Below are 18,152 nucleotides of genomic sequence, written 5' to 3'. Positions count from 1 at the left end.
CTGCGAGGCGCTGATGACCCACACCGTGCTTGTCACCGGGGTCTCGCGCCACATCGGCGCCCGGGTGGCGAGTGCTCTGGCGGCGGACCCGGACATCAGCCGCGTCATAGGAGTGGACACCGTGCCGCCCCCCTCGCTGACGCGAGACGGCGGCATCTCTCTCGGCCGGACGGAGTTCGTCCGGGTCGATCTGCGCAGCCCCGACATCGCTCAGGTGATCGCGGCCGCGGACATCGACACCGTTGTGCACATGAGCCTGGTCAGCGCTCCGTCGCGAAACGGCGGCAGGGCGGCCATGAAGGAGCACAACGTCATCGGCACCATGCAGTTGCTCGGTGCCTGCCAGCGGTCGGCGACCGTGCGGCGCGTGGTGGTGCGCTCCACCACCGCCGTCTACGGCTCGTCGCCCCGCGATCCGGCGGTGTTCACCGAGGATCTGGAGCCGCACGTCGGCCCCGTCCACGGATACGCCAAAGACGCGGCCGAGGTCGAGGGTTACGTGCGGGGCTTCGCCCGGCGCCGCCCCGACGTGGTCGTCTCGCTGCTGCGCTTCGCCAACTTCATGGGTCCTGGCGTCGACTCGCCGCTGACCCGTTACTTCACCCAGCCGGTGCTGCCGACCGTGTTCGGCTTCGACCCGCGGCTGCAGTTCGTCCACGAGGACGACGCGGTCGAGGTGCTGCGCCGGATGGCGACCGAGGATCACCCCGGCACGTTCAACGTGGCCGGGGCCGGCGTGCTGCTCCTGTCCCAGTGCGCAAGGAGGGCGGGGCGGGCGAAACTGCCGCTGCCCTCGCCCGCGTTCAAGGTGCTGGGCGGCGCCGTGCGCCGGGTCGGGCTGGTCGAGTACTCACCCGAGCAGGTCCGCCTGATGTGCCACGGCCGCGCGGTCGACATCGCCCGGCTGGAGGCCGAGCTGGGCTGGAAGCCCAAGTTCACCACCGGCGCGGCCTTCGACGACTTCCTGCGCTCGCGCGGCCTGCGGCCGCTCGGAGGTGTGCGCGCGTGAGCGTCCCCGCGAACGACCCGGAGGTGCACGCGTGAGCGTCCCCCACGGGGAGGAGGCCCGCGTGATCCCCATCAGCGCGGCCCCGTCCTTCGAGCAGCAGCAGCCCTCCGCCGACGAGCTCGCCGAACGGCTCGCCGCGCTGCTGGCCTTCCTGCGCAGGCGGATCACGGGCGACTACGAGGTCGACGAGTTCGGCTACGACGCCGAGCTGACCGACAAGGTGGTGCTCGAGCTCATCAGGCCGCTCTACACCCACTGGTTCAGGGTGGAGACGCTGGAGCTGAAGAACATCCCCGACGACAGCGGCGCGCTGGTCGTGGCCAACCACTCCGGCACGCTGCCGCTGGACGCGCTCATGTTGCAGGTGGCGCTGCACGACGAGGCCGACAGGCCGCTGCGGCTGCTCGGCGCCGACCTGGTCTACCAGCTTCCGCTGCTCAGCCACCTGGCCCGCAAGACCGGCCACACGCTGGCCTGCCGCGAGGACGCCGACCGGCTCCTGCGCAAGGGCGAGCTGGTCGGGGTCTTCCCCGAGGGCTTCAAGGGCGTCGGCAAGCCGTTCTCCGAGCGCTACAAGCTGCAGCGCTTCGGCCGCGGCGGCTTCGTGGCCTCGGCCATCCGCGCCGGGGTGCCCATCGTGCCCACCGCGATCGTGGGGGCCGAGGAGATCTATCCCAAGATCGGCGATCTGAAGACCCTGGCCAGGATGCTGGGGCTGCCCTACCTGCCGATCACCCCGTTCTTCCCGCTGCTGGGGCCGCTCGGCCTGGTGCCGCTGCCGTCCAAGTGGATGATCGAGTTCGGCGAGCCGATCCGCACCGACGAGTACGAGCCGTCCGCCGCCGACGACCCCATGCTCGTCTTCAACCTCACCGACCACGTGCGCGAGGTCATCCAGCAGCTCCTCAACGAGCTGCGGCTGCGCAGGGGCCACGCCTTCCCGCCGTTCCTCTGACCGCCGGGGTGCAACCGCCCCGATCCCGCCGGTGTTCTTCGCACGGATTTTCACGGAACACCGAAGGGAACCCCATGGATCTGCAGCTTTCCGGCCGCGTCGCCGTCGTCACGGGCGCGTCCAAGGGCATCGGCCTGGCCGTCGCCCGCACCCTGGCCGAGGAGGGCGCCCACGTGGTCGCCGCCTCCCGCACGCCGTCCGACGCCCTGGCCGAGGCCAAGGTGCGGCACGTCGCGGTGGACCTCATGGACCCGGCCGCCCCCGCACGGGTCGTCGCGCGGGCCGTGGGGGAGTTCGGCGGGGTGGACATCCTGGTCAACAACGCCGGTGGGCCGCCGCCCGGGGCGACGCTGCCGCGGGCCGGGTTCATGGCGCCGGACGACGCGGACTGGGCGGCGATGTTCGAGTTCAACCTGTTCGCGGCCGTGCGCATGATCCGGGCCGCGGTGCCGTCCATGCTGGAGCGGGGCGGCGGCGCGATCGTCAACGTCTCCTCGACCATGGGCAGGCAGGCCGGAGTCGTGAACGTCGACTACGGCGCGGCCAAGGCGGCCGTCCTGGCGCTGAGCAAGTCCCTGTCCGCCGAGTACGCGCCGCAGGGCGTGCGGGTCAACACGGTCACGCCCGGGGCGGTGCTGACGGACTGGTGGACGAAGGAGGGCGGCGCGGCCGAGGTCTTCGCGGGCATGGTCGGCGCCGACAGGGACAGCGTGATCAGCGAGGTGGCTCCTACGATGATGGGGCTGGCCACCGGCAGGCTCGTCCACCCGCAGGAGATCGCCGACGCCGTCGCGCTCCTCGTCTCGCCCCGCTCGGGCAGCACCACGGGCGCGGAGTTCGTGATCGACGGAGGCCAGCTCAAGGAGATCTGAACCCGATCGGCGGGTTGTGGCAAGACATCCGTGACCGATCCCCCACAGAAGGGCGGAGATGATCACGCAACCCGCCGTCAGGGGTGCGGACGCCGACCTCGTACGAGCCTCGTGGACGGAACCCGAGGCCTTCGCCGAGCTCTTCGACCGCTACTCCGCCATGCTCTACCGGTACGTCTCCAAACGCCTCGGCCCCGAGCCCGCCGAGGACCTGGTCGGTGAGACGTTCCTGGTCGCGTTCTCCCGCAGGAAGAGCTACGACCTGGCGTACGCGGACGCCAGGCCGTGGCTCTTCGGCATCCTCACCAAGCTGATCTCCCGCCACCACCGCACCGAGGCGGCCCGCTACCGGGCCCTCCTGCGTGCCCCTGTGGACTCCGAGGTGGAGTCGCCCGCCGACCGGGTGGCGGCCGGCGTGACCGCGCAGGCCGTGCGGGCCGAGCTGGCGGGCGCGCTGGCCGCGCTGCCCGCCAAGGACCGCGACGTGCTGCTGCTGATCGCCTGGGGCGATCTGACGTACGAGGAGGCCGCGCGGGCGCTCGGCATCCCCGTGGGAACTGTGCGCTCCCGCCTCAACAGGGGCAGGCGGAAGGTACGTGCCGCGCTCGGCGACGCCAACCCGATGGAGGAGGAGTGACGATGGACGACCTGAAGCTGCTCCGGGACCTCGGGGCGGAGCTGGAGCACCAGCCACCTCCCACGCTCGTGCGCCGGCGCGAGAGCTTCCTGCGCGCGCGGCCCCGGCGCAGGTGGTCGGGATGGTGGACGGCCGGTCTCGTGGCCGTGGCCACGGCCGCCGCCGTCGCGGTGCCCGTGGCGTTCGTCGCCGTCCGGCACACGGCCGCGCCGCCCGCCGGGACGGACACGGTGGACATGAGCGGCACGAGGAACGTGCTGGTGATCGGCTCGGACACGCGCGAGGGCGAGGGCAACGAGAAGTACGGCCCCGAGTCGGCCAGGCGGGACGTGGGCCAGCGGTCCGACACCATCATGATCGTGCACGTCCCCGCCGACCGCGGCAGGGCCACCGCGATCAGCATCTCGCGCGACTCGATGGTGCGGATCCCGCGCTGCGGGACGCAGCCCGCCCGGCTCGACCTGATCAACTCGGCCTACGCCGTGGGCGGCGCGGCCTGCCTCAGGACGACGCTGGAGAGCCTGACCGGGCTGCGGCTGCACCACACGGTCGACGTGGATTTCAGCGGGTTCAAGAACATGGTGGACGCCATCGGCGGCGTGACGGTCAAGCTTCCACAGCCTGTGGACGACCGGGCCGCGAAGCTGAAGCTGCCGGCGGGCGAGAACCTGCTCGACGGCGAGCAGGCCCTGGGCTACGCGCGGCTGCGCCACTACGGCGACGGCTCCGACGTCGCGCGGATCAAGCGGCAGCAGGCACTGGTGCTGGCGATGCTGAAGAAGGCGCAGCGGCAGGTGGTCGCCGACCCGGGCAGGCTCAAGGCATTCCTCGGCGAGGTACGCGAAGGCGTGCGGACGGACCTGAGCCTGGAGGCGATGTACGAGCTGGGCAGGCAGCTCCAGGAGGTCAGGATGACGGTCGTGTCGGTGCCCTGGGAGCCCTACCCGGGTGATCCCAACCGCGTCCGGTGGAAGCAGCCGGAGGCCGGCGAGCTCTTCGGCTCGCTCAAGTAGGCGGCGGTCAGCGGCGGTAGTGGCGGCGCAGGGCGATGCCCGCCGCCACGCCGCCCGCCACGGCGCCCACGCCGGCCGCGATCGGCAGGGCCGTCATCGTGGCCTTGCGCCCGGTGCGGAAGTCCTTGATCTGCCAGTCGTGCTTCCTGGCGTGCTCGCGCAGCTCGCTGTCGGGGTTGATCGCCACGGCGGTGCCGACCAGCGACAACAGCGGCAGGTCGTTGGCCGAGTCGCTGTAGGCGGTGCAGCAGGTCAGGTCGAGGCCCTCCCTGCGGGCCAGCGCGCGCACCGCCTCGGCCTTGGCGGGCCCGTGGAGCAGGTCGCCGACCAGCCGCCCGGTGTAGACGCCGTTGCTGGTCTCGGCGACCGTGCCGAGCGCGCCGGTCAGGCCGAGCCGCTGCGCGATCACCCTGGCGAGCTCGATCGGCGTCGCGGTGACCAGCCAGACCCGCTGCCCGGCGTCGAGGTGGCGCTGGGCCAGCGCGCGGGTGCCGCCCCAGATGCGGTCGGCCATGACCTCGTCGTAGATCTCCTCGCCGAGGCGGACGACGTCGTCGACCTTGGCCCCCGCCACGAACGCCAGCGCCGTCTCCCTGGCGACCGCGATGTGCTCGGGGTTCTCGTTGCCGCGCAGCCGGAACACCGCCTGCCCCACCGCGAACTTAACCAAATCAGACGTGGTGAACAGCCCGCGCGTGGCCAGCCCCCTGGCGAAGTGGTAGATCGACGCGCCGCGCATCATCGTGTTGTCCACGTCGAAGAAGGCCGCGGCCCGCAGGTCCGGCTCGACGGGCGCGACGGTGACCGCCGCCTGTGCCGCGACCTCGCCGGCGACCTCGGGCTGCGGTTGCTGTCGTCGTCGCATAAGCCGCCACATGGGCTTCAGCTTACTTACCTACTCAGGGGCGGCCAGACCCTCGATGTAGTCGAGATAGCCCTCTGCCTGGGCGAGCTGGTCCTCGTCGAGCTCCTGGAGCATGGGCTTGACGGCCTCCTCCTGCTCCTGCGCGAATTTCTTGATCTTCGGCGAGCGGGGTTCGGTCCGTTCGAGCCTGCTGATGCCCGCCCGCGTGGACTCCTCCATGTCCTTGAGCGTCTTCTTGACCAGCGGGCCGTCGGCGGAGGAGCCGAGCAGGCTGGCGACCTCCCTGGCGCGGGTCTGGGCCGAGTCCAGCTCGCGCTCGCCGCGCTGGGCGTCGTCGGAGCTGAGATGCACGAGAGTGGTCTCGGCGGCGCGCTTGAGCGGGTACAGCGAGTCGCCGGGCACGGCCTGGTAGGTCGCGAACGAGGAGACCATCAGCGCCGCCGCCAGCCCCACGGCGGACAGCTGGGACAGCAGCGGCCTGCGCCGCGGGCGGCGCCGGCGATGTGCCGGGCCGGCCGGCTCGGGCTCGGGGTCCAGGGCGCCGGACAGCAGCTCGGCGCGCAGCCGTTCCTTGAACGCGGCCGCGGGAGCGCCGCCGATGGGCAGCTCCCGCAGCTCGGTGAGCTGCTCCAGCACGCGTTCGCGCCGCCTGCGCGCGCTACTCATGACGGCTCCCTGACCGACGCGGCCATGACACCTGCCTAACGAGGAGCGGAGGGTGGAGGTTACGCCAGGTCGTGCTTGAGCGCCCTGGCCAGCGCTCGTACGGCACGGAACTGCAGCGCTTTGATCGCTCCACTCTTCTTCCCCATGATCAGCGCGGTTTCCGCGAGCGAGAGGCCGTGCAGGAAGCGCAGGACGACGCATTCCTGTTGTTCGGGATTGAGATCTCGTACGGCTCGCAGCACCCGGTCGTTGATGATGGCCGTGACCACCGCGTTCTCGGGGATGTGCGAGCCGTCGAGCGGAACGTCGATGACCTCTCCCGTCGGGATCTCCAACCGGTAGCGCCCCGACTTGAAGTGGTCGGTCACCAGGTTTCTCGCGATGGTCACGAGCCAGGCCCCGAAGTCGCGGCCCTGCCAGGTGAAGTCGCCGATCCTGCGCAGCGCCCGAAGGAAGGTCTCGCTGGTGAGGTCCTCCGCCAGCGGGTGCGAGCCGACCCGGAAGTAGATGTAGCGGTAGACCAGGTCCACGTAGCGGTCGTAGAGCGTGCCAAAGGACTGCGTGCAGCCGTTCTTGGCGTGCATCACCAGCGTGCGCAGCTCGTCGGAGACGTCTTCGCGCACGGCGAACTCGCCCGTCCGGGCAGGTCCAGCGACCGCTGGCGCAAGCAGCCCGGCGAACGGCGACGAGTCAGGCATCCGGTATCCCTAGGGGTAAGGGGTGCGGCGTGCTCGAACACTCTAGAAATCAACCGCAAAATCCACAATCCACGGAAGTCATGCATGACTAGGCGTAATCGGCAGATACCGTGGTGGACCGACCCGTTCCCTCTTCGGCTACCGGCTGGGAGGCATCGTCCGGCAGCATTGGAGTCACCATGGAGATCCTCGTTGCTGTCATAGCATTTGCCGGTGCGCTCCTGGCCGCCGTCGCGGCCGGTGCCCTGATCCAACGACTGCGCGACGAGCCCGAGGGATGGCTGGTCGCCTGGACCGTTGCAGTCGTGGGCCTGTGCCTGTCACTGGGCGTGATCGGCGTCGGCTCCTTCTTCGGCTTCGGCGGCGTCACGTTCCGGATCTACCAGGTGACGGGATCGCTCATCGCACCCCTGTGGCTGGCCATCGGCCTGGTGCAGCTGCTGTCGGAGAAGGTGCCGCCGAGGTTCCTGGCATGGCTGCTCGGCATCGCGCTGACCTTCGTGTCCGTCGTGATCATGGTCTGGGACCCACTGAAGACCGAGGAGATGGGCAAGTCCCTGCCCACCGCCTCGACGCACTGGAACGTCTTCCCCGGCTACCTGCTGACCGGCGCGCACGTGGTCGCGCTGATCGTCATGCTGGCGATGCTGGTGGTGGCCGGGCTCAAGTGGCGCAACGGCGACGAGTACGACACCGACAACCTGCACGCGACCGTGGTCATCGTCCCGTCGGGGCTGGCGCTCGTGGGCGCGATGCGGTTCCCGGTGCCGGGGTTGTTCACCACGGCGCTGCTGGCCGTGGCCGCCGCCGCGGTCTGGTACACCGTGCTGCGGCCGCTGGCGCCGTACGAGGACGACGACGAGGACGATTTCGACGACGACCGCGAGGAGCGCGCCCCGCGCCGCGAGGAGCGCTCTCAGCGCCGCGAGGAGCGCCCCATCGCGCTGGACGAGCACCGGATGACGCCCGGCGAGCGCCCGATGTTCCGCGACGAGGTGCCGCAGCAGGGCGGCCACCGGGGCATGCCGGAGCCGGTGCCGGCCGCGGACCTGCCGCCCGCGCCGCCGCGCCGCTCGTCGGGGCTGGGGGATCTGGTGGCCGAGTACCGCGCGGGCGACGAGGGCTACCGGCAGCGCGAGGTCGACTACGCCGCCCGCATGGCCGCGCCGCTCGACGACGGCCCCTCGACCGGCTACATCATGAACGGCGCCCCGCCCGCGAGCGCGCCCATGACTCCGCCCGCCCCCGCGACGGGAGCGGTCTTCCCCGGCGCCGACCTGTTCTCACCCGCCCAGCAGCAGCCCGGTTCGGGCCGGCCCTCGCCGCACATCTACGGCCTGCTCACCGTCTTCACGATCGTGGACGGCGCGGGCGACGCGTTCGACCGGCTGGCCGAGGCCACCGTTGAGGCCGTGCGCCGCGGCGAGCCCGACACGCTGGTGTACGCCTGCCACGCCGTGAAGTCGGCCCCGCTGCAGCGCATCGTCTACGAGCTCTACCGCGACGAGGTCGCCTACCGCGACCACCAGCGGCAGCCGCACGTGGAGCGGTTCGTCAACGAGCGCCAGGCGATGGTGCTGGCCACGAACGTCATCGAGCTCGACGTGAACGCCGCCAAGGTGGTGCCGCTGCCCACCGTCAGCTACTGAGCGCGGCCCTCAGCCTGGCCTCGTCCACCCGCCAGAAGTCGTGCTGCACCCCGTCGATCAGGGTGACCGGGATCATCTCCCAGTACTTCTCCCGCAACTCGGCGGACGACTCGATGCTGATCTCCTCCCACGGCACGCCGAGCTCGCCCGCGACCCGGGCGATGACCTCGCGCGCGTCGTCACACAAGTGACAGCCGGGCTTGCCGAGCAAGGTGATGCGATGCATGACGTAACCGTACCCCGCCGACTTTGTGCATCGGTTCACAAAGGGATTAACCTGAAAGACGGTTCTAATCCGTTCACGCGGTCCCCAAGCCGCCCCTACCCTGGAGCACCGGCACGTGAAGAGCCCGTCCACGCCCCGTGACCGCGGTATCCCCGAGGCGACGGTCGCCAGGCTTCCGTTGTACCTCCGGGCGCTCCACGGGATGGCCGAGCGGGGCATCGCGACCGTCAGCTCGGAGGACCTGGCCGTCGCCGCCGGGGTCAATTCCGCCAAGTTGCGCAAGGATCTGTCACATCTCGGCTCCTATGGCACGCGCGGCGTAGGCTATGACGTTGAGTACCTCGTCTACCAGATCTCCCGCGAGCTCGGCCTGACGCAAGACTGGGCGGTGGCGATCGTCGGAGTCGGTAACCTCGGTCGCGCGCTGGCCAACTACGGCGGCTTCGTCTCCAGAGGCTTCCGGGTCGCGGCGCTCGTGGACGCAGACCCCGAAGTCGTGGGCGACACCATCGCGGGATTGAATGTGGAGCACATCGACGAGCTGGAAGCCGTGATCAGACGGCGGGGAGTTTCGATCGTGGTTCTGGCGACACCGGCGGCAGCGGCGCAGGAAGTGTGCGATCGCGTGGTCGCCGTGGGCGTCACCAGCATCCTCAACTTCGCCCCCGTCGTGCTCACCGTGCCCGACAGCGTCGATGTCCGTAAGGTCGATCTATCCATAGAACTGCAGATTCTCGCGTTCCACGAGCAACGCAAGGCTGGGGGGCCACTCATGGCGGTGGACAGTCAATGAGCGTTCTGGCTATCGGGCTGAGCCACCGCACCGCGCCGGTGGCGTTGCTGGAGCGGGTCTCGGTGACGGGCGACGCGCTCGTCAAGCTGCTGCACGACGTGCAGCAGGATCCCTGCGTCGCGGAGGCCATGGTGGTCTCGACCTGCAACCGGGTCGAGGTCTACGTCACGGTCGACCGTTTCCACGCCGCCGTCACCGCCATCAGCGACCTCCTGGGCGTGCACACGGGCGTCCCGGTCGAGGAGCTGACGCCGCACTTCTACGTGCACTACGAGGAGCGGGCGGTCGAGCACCTGTTCTCCGTGGTGTGCGGGCTCGACTCGATGGTGGTCGGCGAGGGCCAGATCCTCGGCCAGGTCCGCCAGGCGCTCAAGCTGGCCCAGCGCCAGGGCACCGTCGGCGCCACCCTCAACGAGCTGGTCCAGCAGGCGCTGCGGGTCGGCAAGCGGGCCCAGACCGACACCGGCATCGACAAGCACGGCGCCTCCCTCGTCACCGCGGGCCTGGCGCTGGCGGGCGAGCTGGCCGGCAGGCGCGCCCTGGTGATCGGCGCGGGCTCGATGAGCTCGCTGGCCGCCGCCACGCTGGCGCGCGCCGGGGTGAGCGACATCGTCGTGGCCAACCGCACGTACGAGCGGGGCGCCAGGCTGGCCGAGTCCGTCGGCGGGCGCGCGGTCGGGTTCGCCGCCGTGGCCGAGGAGCTGGCCGCCGCCGACATCGTCATCACCTGCACCGGCGCGGGCCGCCACATCGTCACGCCCGACATGCTCGGCGGGCCCGCGTTCCTGCTCGACCTGGCGCTGCCGCACGACATCGACCCCGCCGTGCGCGCCGTGCCCGGCGTCACGCTGGTGGACCTGGAGACGATCCAGGAGTCCGGCATCGGCTCGCGCGAGGGCGACGCCGTTCAGTCCGTACGCGCCCTCGTCGCCGAGGAGCTGCGCGCCTACCTCGACGCCGAGCGGGCCGCCAAGGTCACCCCGACCGTGGTCGCGTTGCGCAGCAAGGCGGCCGGCGTGGTCGAGTCGGAGCTGGGCCGCCTGCTCATGCGCGTGCCCGAGCTCGACGAGCGGGCCAGGGACGAGGTCGCCATGACCGTCCAGCGGGTCGTCGACAAGCTGCTTCACGAGCCGACTGTGCGTGTCAAGCAGCTCGCCACCTGCCCAGGGGGCGATCATTATGCGGAAGCCCTGCGTGAGTTGTTCAATCTGGATCCGAAGGTGCCCGAGGCCGTGAGGGAGGTGGAGCTGTGACGTCGCGGTCCGGCGCGTTGCGGCTCGGAACCCGCCGCAGCCTCCTGGCGACCACCCAGTCGCAGATGGTGGCCGACGCCTACGTCGAGCGCACCCGGCGGGCGGTCGAGCTCGTCGGCGTGACCACGTTCGGCGACGTCACCAAGGCGCACCTGGCGCAGCTCGGCGGCACCGGCGTGTTCGTCAGCGCGCTGCGCGACAAGCTGATCGAGAACGAGATCGACTTTGCCGTCCACTCGCTGAAGGACCTGCCGACCAAGCAGGACCCGCGCTTCACGCTGGCCGCGCTGCCGGCCCGCCACGACCACCGTGACGCGCTGGTGGGCACGCGCAAGTTCGCCGACCTGGCCCCCGGGGCCAGGGTCGGCACCGGCTCGCCGCGACGCGTCGCCATGCTCAGCGCGCTCCGCCCCGACCTCCAGTACGTCGCGATCCGCGGCAACGCCGACACGCGCATCGGCAAAGTCAATTCCGGCGAGCTCGACGCGGTCGTGCTCGCCTCGGCCGGGCTGCACCGGCTCGGCCGCGACGCGGAGATCGCGCAGATCTTCGAGGTCGAGGAGCTGCTGCCCGCGCCAGGCCAGGGCGCGCTGGCCGTGGAGTGCCGCGCCGACCGCGCCGACGTGATCGAGTTCCTGCGCGTGCTCGACGACCCCCGGACCCGCTCCGCGGTGACCGCCGAGCGTGCCCTGCTGGCCTCCCTGGAGGCCGGGTGCGCCGCTCCGGTGGGTGCGTTCGCGGTCGATGACGGGCACACTCTGAACCTGACCGCTGTGGTCGTCTCCATCGACGGCCGCGAAACGGTCCGCAAGTCCGCCGCCGGCTCTCCTTCGGAGGCTGCGAACCTGGGCCGCCTCCTAGCGGCCGAGATGATCGCCGAAGGGGCCGACAGATTGATGGGGGAGCATTCCCATTGAGCTCCGATAGTCCAACCTCCGGTTTCGTCGCGTTCGTGGGCGCGGGTCCCGGCGACCCCAACCTGCTGACGCTCCGCGCCGCCGAGCTGCTCGCCAAGGCCGACGTGGTGGTGCTCGACGTCGAAACGCAAACCCCGCTGCTGCGCCACTGCCGTGAAGGCGTCGAGGTCGCCGAGCTCTCCGGCGGCGACTTCGTGCAGCGCGCCGCACGGGGGCAGCTCGTGGTCCGCCTGATCGAGGGCGACCCCATGCTGTTCTCCTCGATCACCGAGGAGGCCGCGGCCTGCACCGCGGCGGAGGTGGACTTCGAGATCGTGCCCGGCGTGCCGCCCGCCACCGCCGTGCTCACCTACGCGGGCATCCCGCCGGCGACGGCGGTGCCCGAGTTCCGCATCGTCGACGCCGCTCAGGAGCAGGACTGGGCCGCACACGCCGCCTGCCGCGGCACGCTGGTCATCTACAACGGCATCGGCGACGCCGTGCCCATCGGCAAGGCGCTGATCGCCGGCGGCAAGCCCGACACCACGCCCGTCGCGGTCAGCAGCGGCGGCACCACCACCGAGCAGTACACCGTCGTGTCCTCGCTCGGCCGCCTCCAGGCCGACCTCAAGCACGCCGGGTTCACCGAGCCCGCGCTGATCGTGGTCGGCGAGGCCGTGGGGCAGCGCGACAAGCTGTCGTGGTTCGAGACCAAGCCGCTGTTCGGGTGGCGGGTGCTGGTGCCCAGGACGAAGGAGCAGTCGCGCTCCCTGTCCGACCAGCTCATCGCCTACGGCGCGGTGCCCGAGGAGGTGCCGACCATCTCGGTCGAGCCGCCCCGCACGCCGCAGCAGATGGACCGCGCGATCAAGGGCCTGGTCACCGGCCGCTACGAGTGGGTGGCCTTCACCAGCGCGAACGCGGTCAAGGCGGTGCGCGAGAAGTTCGAGGAGTACGGCCTCGACGCCCGCGCCTTCGCCGGGCTCAAGGTGGCCGCCGTCGGCGACGCCACCTCGCGGGCCCTGGTCGAGTTCGGCGTCAAGCCCGACCTGCTGCCCTCCGGCGAGCAGTCGTCCGAGGGGCTGGTGGCCGAGTGGCCGCCGTACGACTCGATGCTCGACCCGATCAACCGGGTGCTGCTGCCCAGGGCCGACATCTCCACCGACACGCTCGTGGCCGGGCTCACCGAGCTGGGCTGGGAGTGCGACGACGTCACCGCGTACCGCACCGTGCGGGCCGCCCCGCCGCCCGCGCCCATCCGCGAGGCCATCAAGGGCGGCGGCTTCGACGCCGTGCTCTTCACGTCCTCCTCCACGGTGCGCAACCTCGTGGGCATCGCCGGCAAGCCGCACAACGTCACCGTGATCGCGGTCATCGGGCCGCAGACGGCCAAGACGGCCGAGGAGTTCGGGCTCCGGGTCGACGTCATGGCCGACACGCCGTCAGCCTCCGCCCTGGCCGCCGCGGTGGCCGAGTTCGGAGCCAAGCAGCGCCAGGCGGCCCTGGCCGCGGGCGACACGCCGCGCCGGCCCTCCCAGAACCGCCGGGGCGCCAGGAGGAGAGCCAAATGAGCGCGCAATACCCCGTCTCCCGCCCCCGGCGGCTGCGGCGCAACCCCGCGCTGCGCCGGATGGTGGCGGGCACCAGGCTGCACGCGGCCGACCTGATCCTGCCGATGTTCGCCAAGGAGGGCATCACCGAGCCGCAGCCCGTGGCCTCGATGCCGGGCGTCTTCCAGCACACCCGCGACTCGCTGCGCAAGGCCGCCCACGACGCCGCCGCGGCGGGCGTGGGCGGCGTCATCCTGTTCGGCATCCCGGCCGTGAAGGACGCCCGCGGCTCGGCCGCCGACGACCCCGACGGGGTGCTGCAGGTGGCGCTGCGCGACGTGGTGGCCGAGGTGGGCGACTCGATCGTGGTCATGGCCGACACGTGCCTCGACGAGTTCACCGACAACGGGCACTGCGGCATCCTCACCCCGTCCGGCGACGTGGACAACGACCTGACGCTGGAGCGCTACGCCTCGGTCGCGGTGGCCCAGGCCGAGGCCGGGTCGCAGATGGTGGCGCCGAGCGGCATGATGGACGGCCAGGTGGGCGTGATCCGCGCGGCCCTCGACGCCGCCGGTCACGGCAACGTGCCGATCCTGGCCTACTCCGCCAAGTACGCCTCCGCCTTCTACGGCCCGTTCCGCGACGCCGCCGAGTGCGCGCCGCAGTTCGGCGACCGCAGCACCCACCAGCAGGACCCGGCGGGCCCGCTGGAGGAGGCGCTGCGCGAGGTCCGCCTCGACCTGGCGGAGGGCGCCGACGCGGTCATGGTCAAGCCCGCGCTGGCCTACCTGGACGTCATCGCGAGCTTCCGCGCCGAGGTGGACGTGCCGGTGGCCGCCTACCAGGTCAGCGGCGAGTACGCGATGATCGAGGCCGCCGCGGCCAACGGCTGGGTGGACCGCGAGCGCATGATCATGGAGTCGCTGGTCGCGATCAAGCGGGCCGGCGCCGACCTGATCTTGACATACTGGGCTACGGAAGCGGCTCGACGGCTCTAACAAGGGGTTTCCCGTCAACCCATGGGGCCCGTGGGTTAGAGTTGCATGACAAGTGCTGGTGTGTCCCGCGTGTGCGTAGGTGCTTGCGGCAGGCTGCTCGACGCGGCTGCCGTTCCGTCCGGTGTCGGGGCCTCCTCAGGCGCTGTGAGTCGAACGGGAGACACCATGGTGGGGGTACCACTGGCTCGGCGTACCAGAAAGCGGGCCCAGAAACAGGCACGGCCGACACGCATCTCGGCCGTGCTCGAGTACGCCGCCCTGGGCTGGCCCGTCGTGCCGGGCGCCCATCCGCTGCCACAGGGGCCGCGCGCGTGTTCCTGTGACCGCGTCGGCTGTCCCGACCCGGGGGCCCATCCGCTCTCGCCGGCCTGGCACATGCAGGCCACCACCGACACCGCTCTGCTCACGCGCTGGTGGGAGGCCGAGCCCGAGGCCAATGTGATTCTGCCCACGGGCCGCGTGTTCGACGTCTTCGACGTACCCCTCACCGTCGGCCTGTCGGCCCTCACCCGGATCGACGCCGCCGACGCCCACTCAGGCCCGGTCGCCGCCAACGGCGACCGGGTCTTGTTCTACGTGGCAACGAGGGGCAACCCTGAGGACGAGGACGAGTGGTGGTCGTGCCAGCTCGACTGCGACCCCGCCACCATCGACGACACGCCGGGGCTGCGCTGGCACTGCCGCGACAGCTACGTGCTCGCCCCGCCCTCGACCCTGCCGAGCGGCCAGGCCGTCTCCTGGCTGCGCCCGCCGGACGGCCGGCCCCTGCCCGACCCGCTGCGCATCCTGGAGTGGCTGGCCGACTGACCTCGGGGCCGGCGCCGTGGGCGGATAACCTAGCCCGGTGAGCCGTACACAGAACTCCGAGACCCTGTTCGCCCGCGCCCGTGAGATCGTGCCCGGGGGCGTCAACTCTCCGGTGCGCGCGTTCAACTCGGTGGGCGGCACGCCGCGTTTCATGGCCTCGGGGCAGGGGCCGTACATCACCGACGTCGACGGCAACCGCTACGTCGACCTGGTGTGCTCCTGGGGCCCGATGATCCTCGGGCACCGCCATCCCGCCGTCGTGGAGGCCGTCGAGCGCGCCGTCGCGAGCGGGTTCTCCTACGGCACCGCCACCCGGGGCGAGGTGGAGCTGGCCGAGGAGCTCGTGGCTCGGGTGGCGCCGGTGGAGAAGGTGCGGCTGGTCAGCTCGGGCACCGAGGCGACGATGAGCGCGGTGCGGCTGGCCAGGGGGTTCACCGGGCGGTCCAAGGTGATCAAGTTCGCCGGCTGCTACCACGGGCACGTGGACGCGCTGCTGGCCTCCGCCGGGTCGGGGGTGGCGACGTTCGGGCTGCCCGACACGCCTGGAGTGACGGGAGCGTCGGCGGCCGACACGATCGTGCTGCCGTACAACGACCTCGCGGCCGTCGAGGAGGCCTTCGCCGCGGCCGACGTCGCGTGCGTGATCACCGAGGCGTGCCCCGCTAACATGGGGATCGTCCCGCCGCGCGACGGCTTCAACGCGCGCCTGCGCGAGCTGTGCACCGCCAACGGCGCGCTGCTCATCGTGGACGAGGTGCTGACGGGCTTCCGCGTCTCCGCGGCGGGCTGGTACGGCCTCGACCCCGTCGACGCCGACCTGATGACGTTCGGCAAGGTCATGGGCGGCGGCCTGCCGGCGGCGGCGTTCGGCGGCCGGGCGGACGTCATGGCCAACCTCGCGCCCGAGGGGCCCGTCTACCAGGCGGGCACGCTGTCCGGCAACCCGCTGGCCTGCGCGGCCGGGCTGGCCACGCTCCGGGCGCTGGACGCCGAGGCGTACGCGCGGGTCGACGCGGCGGCGCTCAAGGTGGGCGACCTGGCCTCGGAGGCACTGGCGAAGGCGGGGGTGCCGCACCGGCTGCAGCGGGCGGGCAACCTGTTCTCGATCTTCTTCACGGACGCCGAGGTGACGAGCTTCGCCGAGGCCAAGACGCAGAACACCGCGGCCTTCACCGCGTTCTTCCACGCCATGCTCGACCGGGGGGTCTACCTGCCGCCGTCGGCCTACGAGGCGTGGTTCCTGTCGGCCTCGCACGACGACGAGGCTCTGGGCCGGGTCGCCGAGGCTCTTCCCGCCGCGGCGGAGGCGGCCGCCGCCGTGCTGTGACGGCGGCACGCGGCGCCTGACGAGTGCGGGCGGGGCGGCGGGTCCTGGCACCCGGCGTGCCCGCCCGTCCCGCTGTTCAGCGAGCCGGCTTCTGGTAGCGGATGCGCTGCTCGCGAGCCTGCTCGGCGAGGGCCTTGAGGTACGACACGGAGCTGGTCTGCTGCTTCTTCGTCTTCAGGATTCTCATGCAACTATTTTCGTCTGCTACACATTCAACGACAAGCGAGACTTTCTACGCTAAACCGTTTAGGCTGACTTACATGTTGGACCTGAACCGGCTCAAGGCTCTTCACGCAGTCCACGTCTACGGGTCGGTCGGCGCGGCCGCCGACGCGCTCATGGTCACGCCCTCCGCCGTCTCCCAGCAGATCGCCAAGCTGGAGCGCGAGACCGGCGCCCGCCTGATGGAGCGCAACGGGCGCGGCGTGCGCCTGACGGACGCCGCCGGGCTGCTGGCCGAGCACGCCGAGCGCATCCTCGCCCTGGTCGAGACCGCCGAGGCCGACTTCGAGGCGCTGCGCGGCGAGGTGGTCGGCCGGCTGAACGTGTCCGCCTTCCCCACCGCGGTCCGCGGCCTCATGCCGGGCGCGCTGGTCTCGCTCAAGCAGCGCCACCCCGACCTGTGGGTGCAGCTCAACGAGCGCGAGCCCGAGCGGGTCGTGCGCGAGGTCGCCAGGGGCGAGCTGGACCTGGGCGTGATCCAGGACTGGCTGAACCGCCCCATGGCCATCCCCGAGGGCCTGTCCAAGGCCACTCTGCTCGACGACGTGGCCGACGTGGCCGTGCCCGCCGGCCACCCGCTGGCGGGCGAGCGGGAGATCGAGCTGGCCGCCCTGCGCGGCGAGCAGTGGATCAGCGGCTCCCCGGGCACCGTCTGCCACGACTGGCTGGTGTTCACGCTGCGCAGCGCCTCGCTGGAGCCGGTGATCGCGTGCATGGCCGACGAGTACCCGACGCAGCTCGCGCTCGTCGCCGCAGGTCTGGGCTGCGCCATCGTGCCGCGGCTCGGCCGCGACTGCGTGCCCGACGGCGCGCGGCTCGTCCCGCTGCTGCCGCGCCAGTCGCGGCGCATCTACGCGGTGTGGCGCACCGACGCGGCCCGCCGCCCGGCCATCAGGGCCATGGTGGAGGCGCTGACGGAGTCGAGCAGGAAGCAGGAGAACGCCTGGGCGGTCAACTGACACCGGCCGGGGGCCTTGAGCCGCGCGGCCGGGGCGAGCGGATAGGCTGTGCGCACCATGGCTGAAACCACCGTCGTCCACCTGCTGCGCCACGGTGAGGTGCACAACCCCGGAGGCGTCCTGTACGGCAGGCTGCCCGGCTACCACCTGTCCGAGACAGGTCAGCTCATGGCCGAGACGGTCGCCAAGGCCGTCGGCGGCCGCGACATCGTCAAGCTGTTCAGCTCACCGCTCGAACGCGCCCTGGAGACGGCGGCCCCGCTCGCCGACAAGCTCGGCCTGGAGATCGTCCAGGACGTCCGCCTGATCGAGGCGGGCAACCTGCTGCAGGGCCGCATCGTGGGCAAGGGCCTCGGCGTGCTGCGCGACTGGCGCAACTACCGCTACTTCTACAACCCGCTGCGCCCGTCGTGGGGCGAGTCGTACCCCGTCATCGTCGCGCGCATGAAGTCGATCATCGACGAGGCCAGGGCGGCGGCGCGCGGGCACGAGACGGTGCTCGTCAGCCACCAGCTCCCGATCTGGGCCATCAGGTGCGCCGCCGAGGGCCGCAGGCTCTGGCACGACCCGCGCCGCCGGCAGTGCGCGCTGGCCAGCCTCACCACGCTGACCTTCGACGGCGACCGCCTGATCAGCATCGGCTACAGCGAGCCCGCCGGATCACTGGAGACGGGGCCCTCGCTCCCCGGGGCCTGATGTCCGGAGCGTGCGGGTGCCCCGGTAGAGTTGCAAGCTCTACCGGTTGTAGTACAAG

The 18,152-nt window shown here is 71.5% G+C and carries 19 protein-coding genes; 15 read left to right on the top strand and 4 right to left on the bottom strand.

Annotated elements, in window-relative coordinates; translation table 11 throughout:
- Positions 1 to 13 precede the first annotated feature (13 nt).
- The 5 genes from HD597_RS48595 to HD597_RS48575 all read left to right on the top strand — a co-directional run bounded on the left by HD597_RS48595 (position 14) and on the right by HD597_RS48575 (position 4,486).
- Complete coding sequence (locus tag HD597_RS48595; RefSeq protein ID WP_253753803.1) at positions 14 to 1,009, top strand: NAD-dependent epimerase/dehydratase family protein; 996 nt, start codon at positions 14 to 16, stop codon at positions 1,007 to 1,009.
- A 31-nt stretch (positions 1,010 to 1,040) separates the two neighbouring features.
- A complete protein-coding gene (locus HD597_RS48590) occupies positions 1,041 to 1,964 on the top strand; it encodes a lysophospholipid acyltransferase family protein (RefSeq protein ID WP_372513573.1) in 924 nt (307 codons plus the stop codon).
- Positions 1,965 to 2,038: 74 nt separating this feature from the next.
- Positions 2,039 to 2,836 (top strand): SDR family NAD(P)-dependent oxidoreductase, encoded by a 798-nt coding sequence (locus tag HD597_RS48585; RefSeq protein ID WP_253753801.1) that lies wholly within the window; start codon positions 2,039 to 2,041, stop codon positions 2,834 to 2,836.
- A 58-nt stretch (positions 2,837 to 2,894) separates the two neighbouring features.
- Positions 2,895 to 3,473, top strand: coding sequence for an RNA polymerase sigma factor (locus HD597_RS48580; RefSeq protein WP_253753799.1), 579 nt, complete (start codon positions 2,895 to 2,897; stop codon positions 3,471 to 3,473).
- Positions 3,474 to 3,475: 2 nt separating this feature from the next.
- The gene (locus HD597_RS48575) at positions 3,476 to 4,486 is read left to right on the top strand and encodes an LCP family protein (protein WP_253753796.1); all 1,011 of its coding nucleotides are present in this window, start codon (positions 3,476 to 3,478) and stop codon (positions 4,484 to 4,486) included.
- 7 nt (positions 4,487 to 4,493) lie between these two features.
- Here the strand turns inward: HD597_RS48575 and HD597_RS48570 are convergent, their stop codons facing one another.
- From HD597_RS48570 to HD597_RS48560, 3 genes are read right to left on the bottom strand one after another with little or no spacing between them, the layout of a single operon-like run.
- Positions 4,494 to 5,351 (bottom strand): HAD family hydrolase, encoded by an 858-nt coding sequence (locus tag HD597_RS48570; RefSeq protein WP_253753794.1) that lies wholly within the window; start codon positions 5,349 to 5,351, stop codon positions 4,494 to 4,496.
- A gap of 30 nt (positions 5,352 to 5,381) precedes the next feature.
- Positions 5,382 to 6,017, bottom strand: a complete 636-nt coding sequence (locus HD597_RS48565; RefSeq protein WP_253753792.1) for a DUF5667 domain-containing protein — start codon at positions 6,015 to 6,017, stop codon at positions 5,382 to 5,384.
- Positions 6,018 to 6,076: 59 nt separating this feature from the next.
- Complete coding sequence (locus HD597_RS48560) at positions 6,077 to 6,715, bottom strand: sigma-70 family RNA polymerase sigma factor (protein ID WP_253753790.1); 639 nt, start codon at positions 6,713 to 6,715, stop codon at positions 6,077 to 6,079.
- Between the two features lie 179 nt (positions 6,716 to 6,894).
- Here HD597_RS48560 and HD597_RS48555 point away from each other — a divergent pair, with 179 nt between their 5' ends.
- The gene (locus HD597_RS48555) at positions 6,895 to 8,364 is read left to right on the top strand and encodes a putative quinol monooxygenase (protein WP_253753788.1); all 1,470 of its coding nucleotides are present in this window, start codon (positions 6,895 to 6,897) and stop codon (positions 8,362 to 8,364) included.
- Here HD597_RS48555 and HD597_RS48550 read toward each other — a convergent pair.
- Positions 8,354 to 8,590: a glutaredoxin family protein gene (locus HD597_RS48550; RefSeq protein WP_253753786.1), complete on the bottom strand. Its 237-nt coding sequence runs from the start codon at positions 8,588 to 8,590 to the stop codon at positions 8,354 to 8,356. The two genes, HD597_RS48555 and HD597_RS48550, sit on opposite strands and share 11 nt — an antisense overlap.
- A 115-nt stretch (positions 8,591 to 8,705) precedes the next feature.
- On the opposite strand from HD597_RS48550, the gene HD597_RS48545 reads away from it, so the two are divergent.
- From HD597_RS48545 to HD597_RS48505, 9 genes are all read left to right on the top strand, one after another.
- Entirely contained in the window at positions 8,706 to 9,383 is a 678-nt protein-coding gene (locus HD597_RS48545; RefSeq protein ID WP_253753784.1) for a redox-sensing transcriptional repressor Rex, read from the top strand.
- Positions 9,380 to 10,636: a glutamyl-tRNA reductase gene (locus tag HD597_RS48540; protein ID WP_253753782.1), complete on the top strand. Its 1,257-nt coding sequence runs from the start codon at positions 9,380 to 9,382 to the stop codon at positions 10,634 to 10,636. The genes HD597_RS48545 and HD597_RS48540 overlap by 4 nt, the downstream gene beginning before the upstream one ends.
- Complete coding sequence (hemC, locus tag HD597_RS48535) at positions 10,633 to 11,553, top strand: hydroxymethylbilane synthase (RefSeq protein WP_308210850.1); 921 nt, start codon at positions 10,633 to 10,635, stop codon at positions 11,551 to 11,553. Before HD597_RS48540 ends, hemC begins: the two co-directional genes overlap by 4 nt.
- A gap of 35 nt (positions 11,554 to 11,588) precedes the next feature.
- Positions 11,589 to 13,103 carry a bifunctional uroporphyrinogen-III C-methyltransferase/uroporphyrinogen-III synthase gene (locus HD597_RS48530; protein ID WP_253753780.1) on the top strand — a complete coding sequence of 505 codons (1,515 nt, stop codon included), beginning with the start codon at positions 11,589 to 11,591 and terminating at the stop codon, positions 13,101 to 13,103.
- A complete protein-coding gene (hemB, locus tag HD597_RS48525) occupies positions 13,100 to 14,083 on the top strand; it encodes a porphobilinogen synthase (RefSeq protein WP_253753778.1) in 984 nt (327 codons plus the stop codon). Before HD597_RS48530 ends, hemB begins: the two co-directional genes overlap by 4 nt.
- Positions 14,084 to 14,248: 165 nt before the next feature.
- A complete protein-coding gene (locus HD597_RS48520; RefSeq protein WP_253753776.1) occupies positions 14,249 to 14,890 on the top strand; it encodes a bifunctional DNA primase/polymerase in 642 nt (213 codons plus the stop codon).
- 37 nt (positions 14,891 to 14,927) lie between these two features.
- The gene (gene hemL / locus HD597_RS48515; protein WP_253753775.1) at positions 14,928 to 16,217 is read left to right on the top strand and encodes a glutamate-1-semialdehyde 2,1-aminomutase; all 1,290 of its coding nucleotides are present in this window, start codon (positions 14,928 to 14,930) and stop codon (positions 16,215 to 16,217) included.
- A gap of 260 nt (positions 16,218 to 16,477) precedes the next feature.
- Positions 16,478 to 17,398, top strand: coding sequence for a LysR family transcriptional regulator (locus tag HD597_RS48510; protein ID WP_253753773.1), 921 nt, complete (start codon positions 16,478 to 16,480; stop codon positions 17,396 to 17,398).
- Positions 17,399 to 17,455: 57 nt separating this feature from the next.
- Positions 17,456 to 18,094 (top strand): histidine phosphatase family protein, encoded by a 639-nt coding sequence (locus HD597_RS48505; RefSeq protein ID WP_253753771.1) that lies wholly within the window; start codon positions 17,456 to 17,458, stop codon positions 18,092 to 18,094.
- Positions 18,095 to 18,152: the final 58 nt, after the last annotated feature.

This window comes from Nonomuraea thailandensis (assembly GCF_024172165.1).
Taxonomy (GTDB): Bacteria; Actinomycetota; Actinomycetes; order Streptosporangiales; family Streptosporangiaceae; genus Nonomuraea; species Nonomuraea thailandensis.
This window is presented reverse-complemented; position numbering and strand designations above follow the sequence as displayed.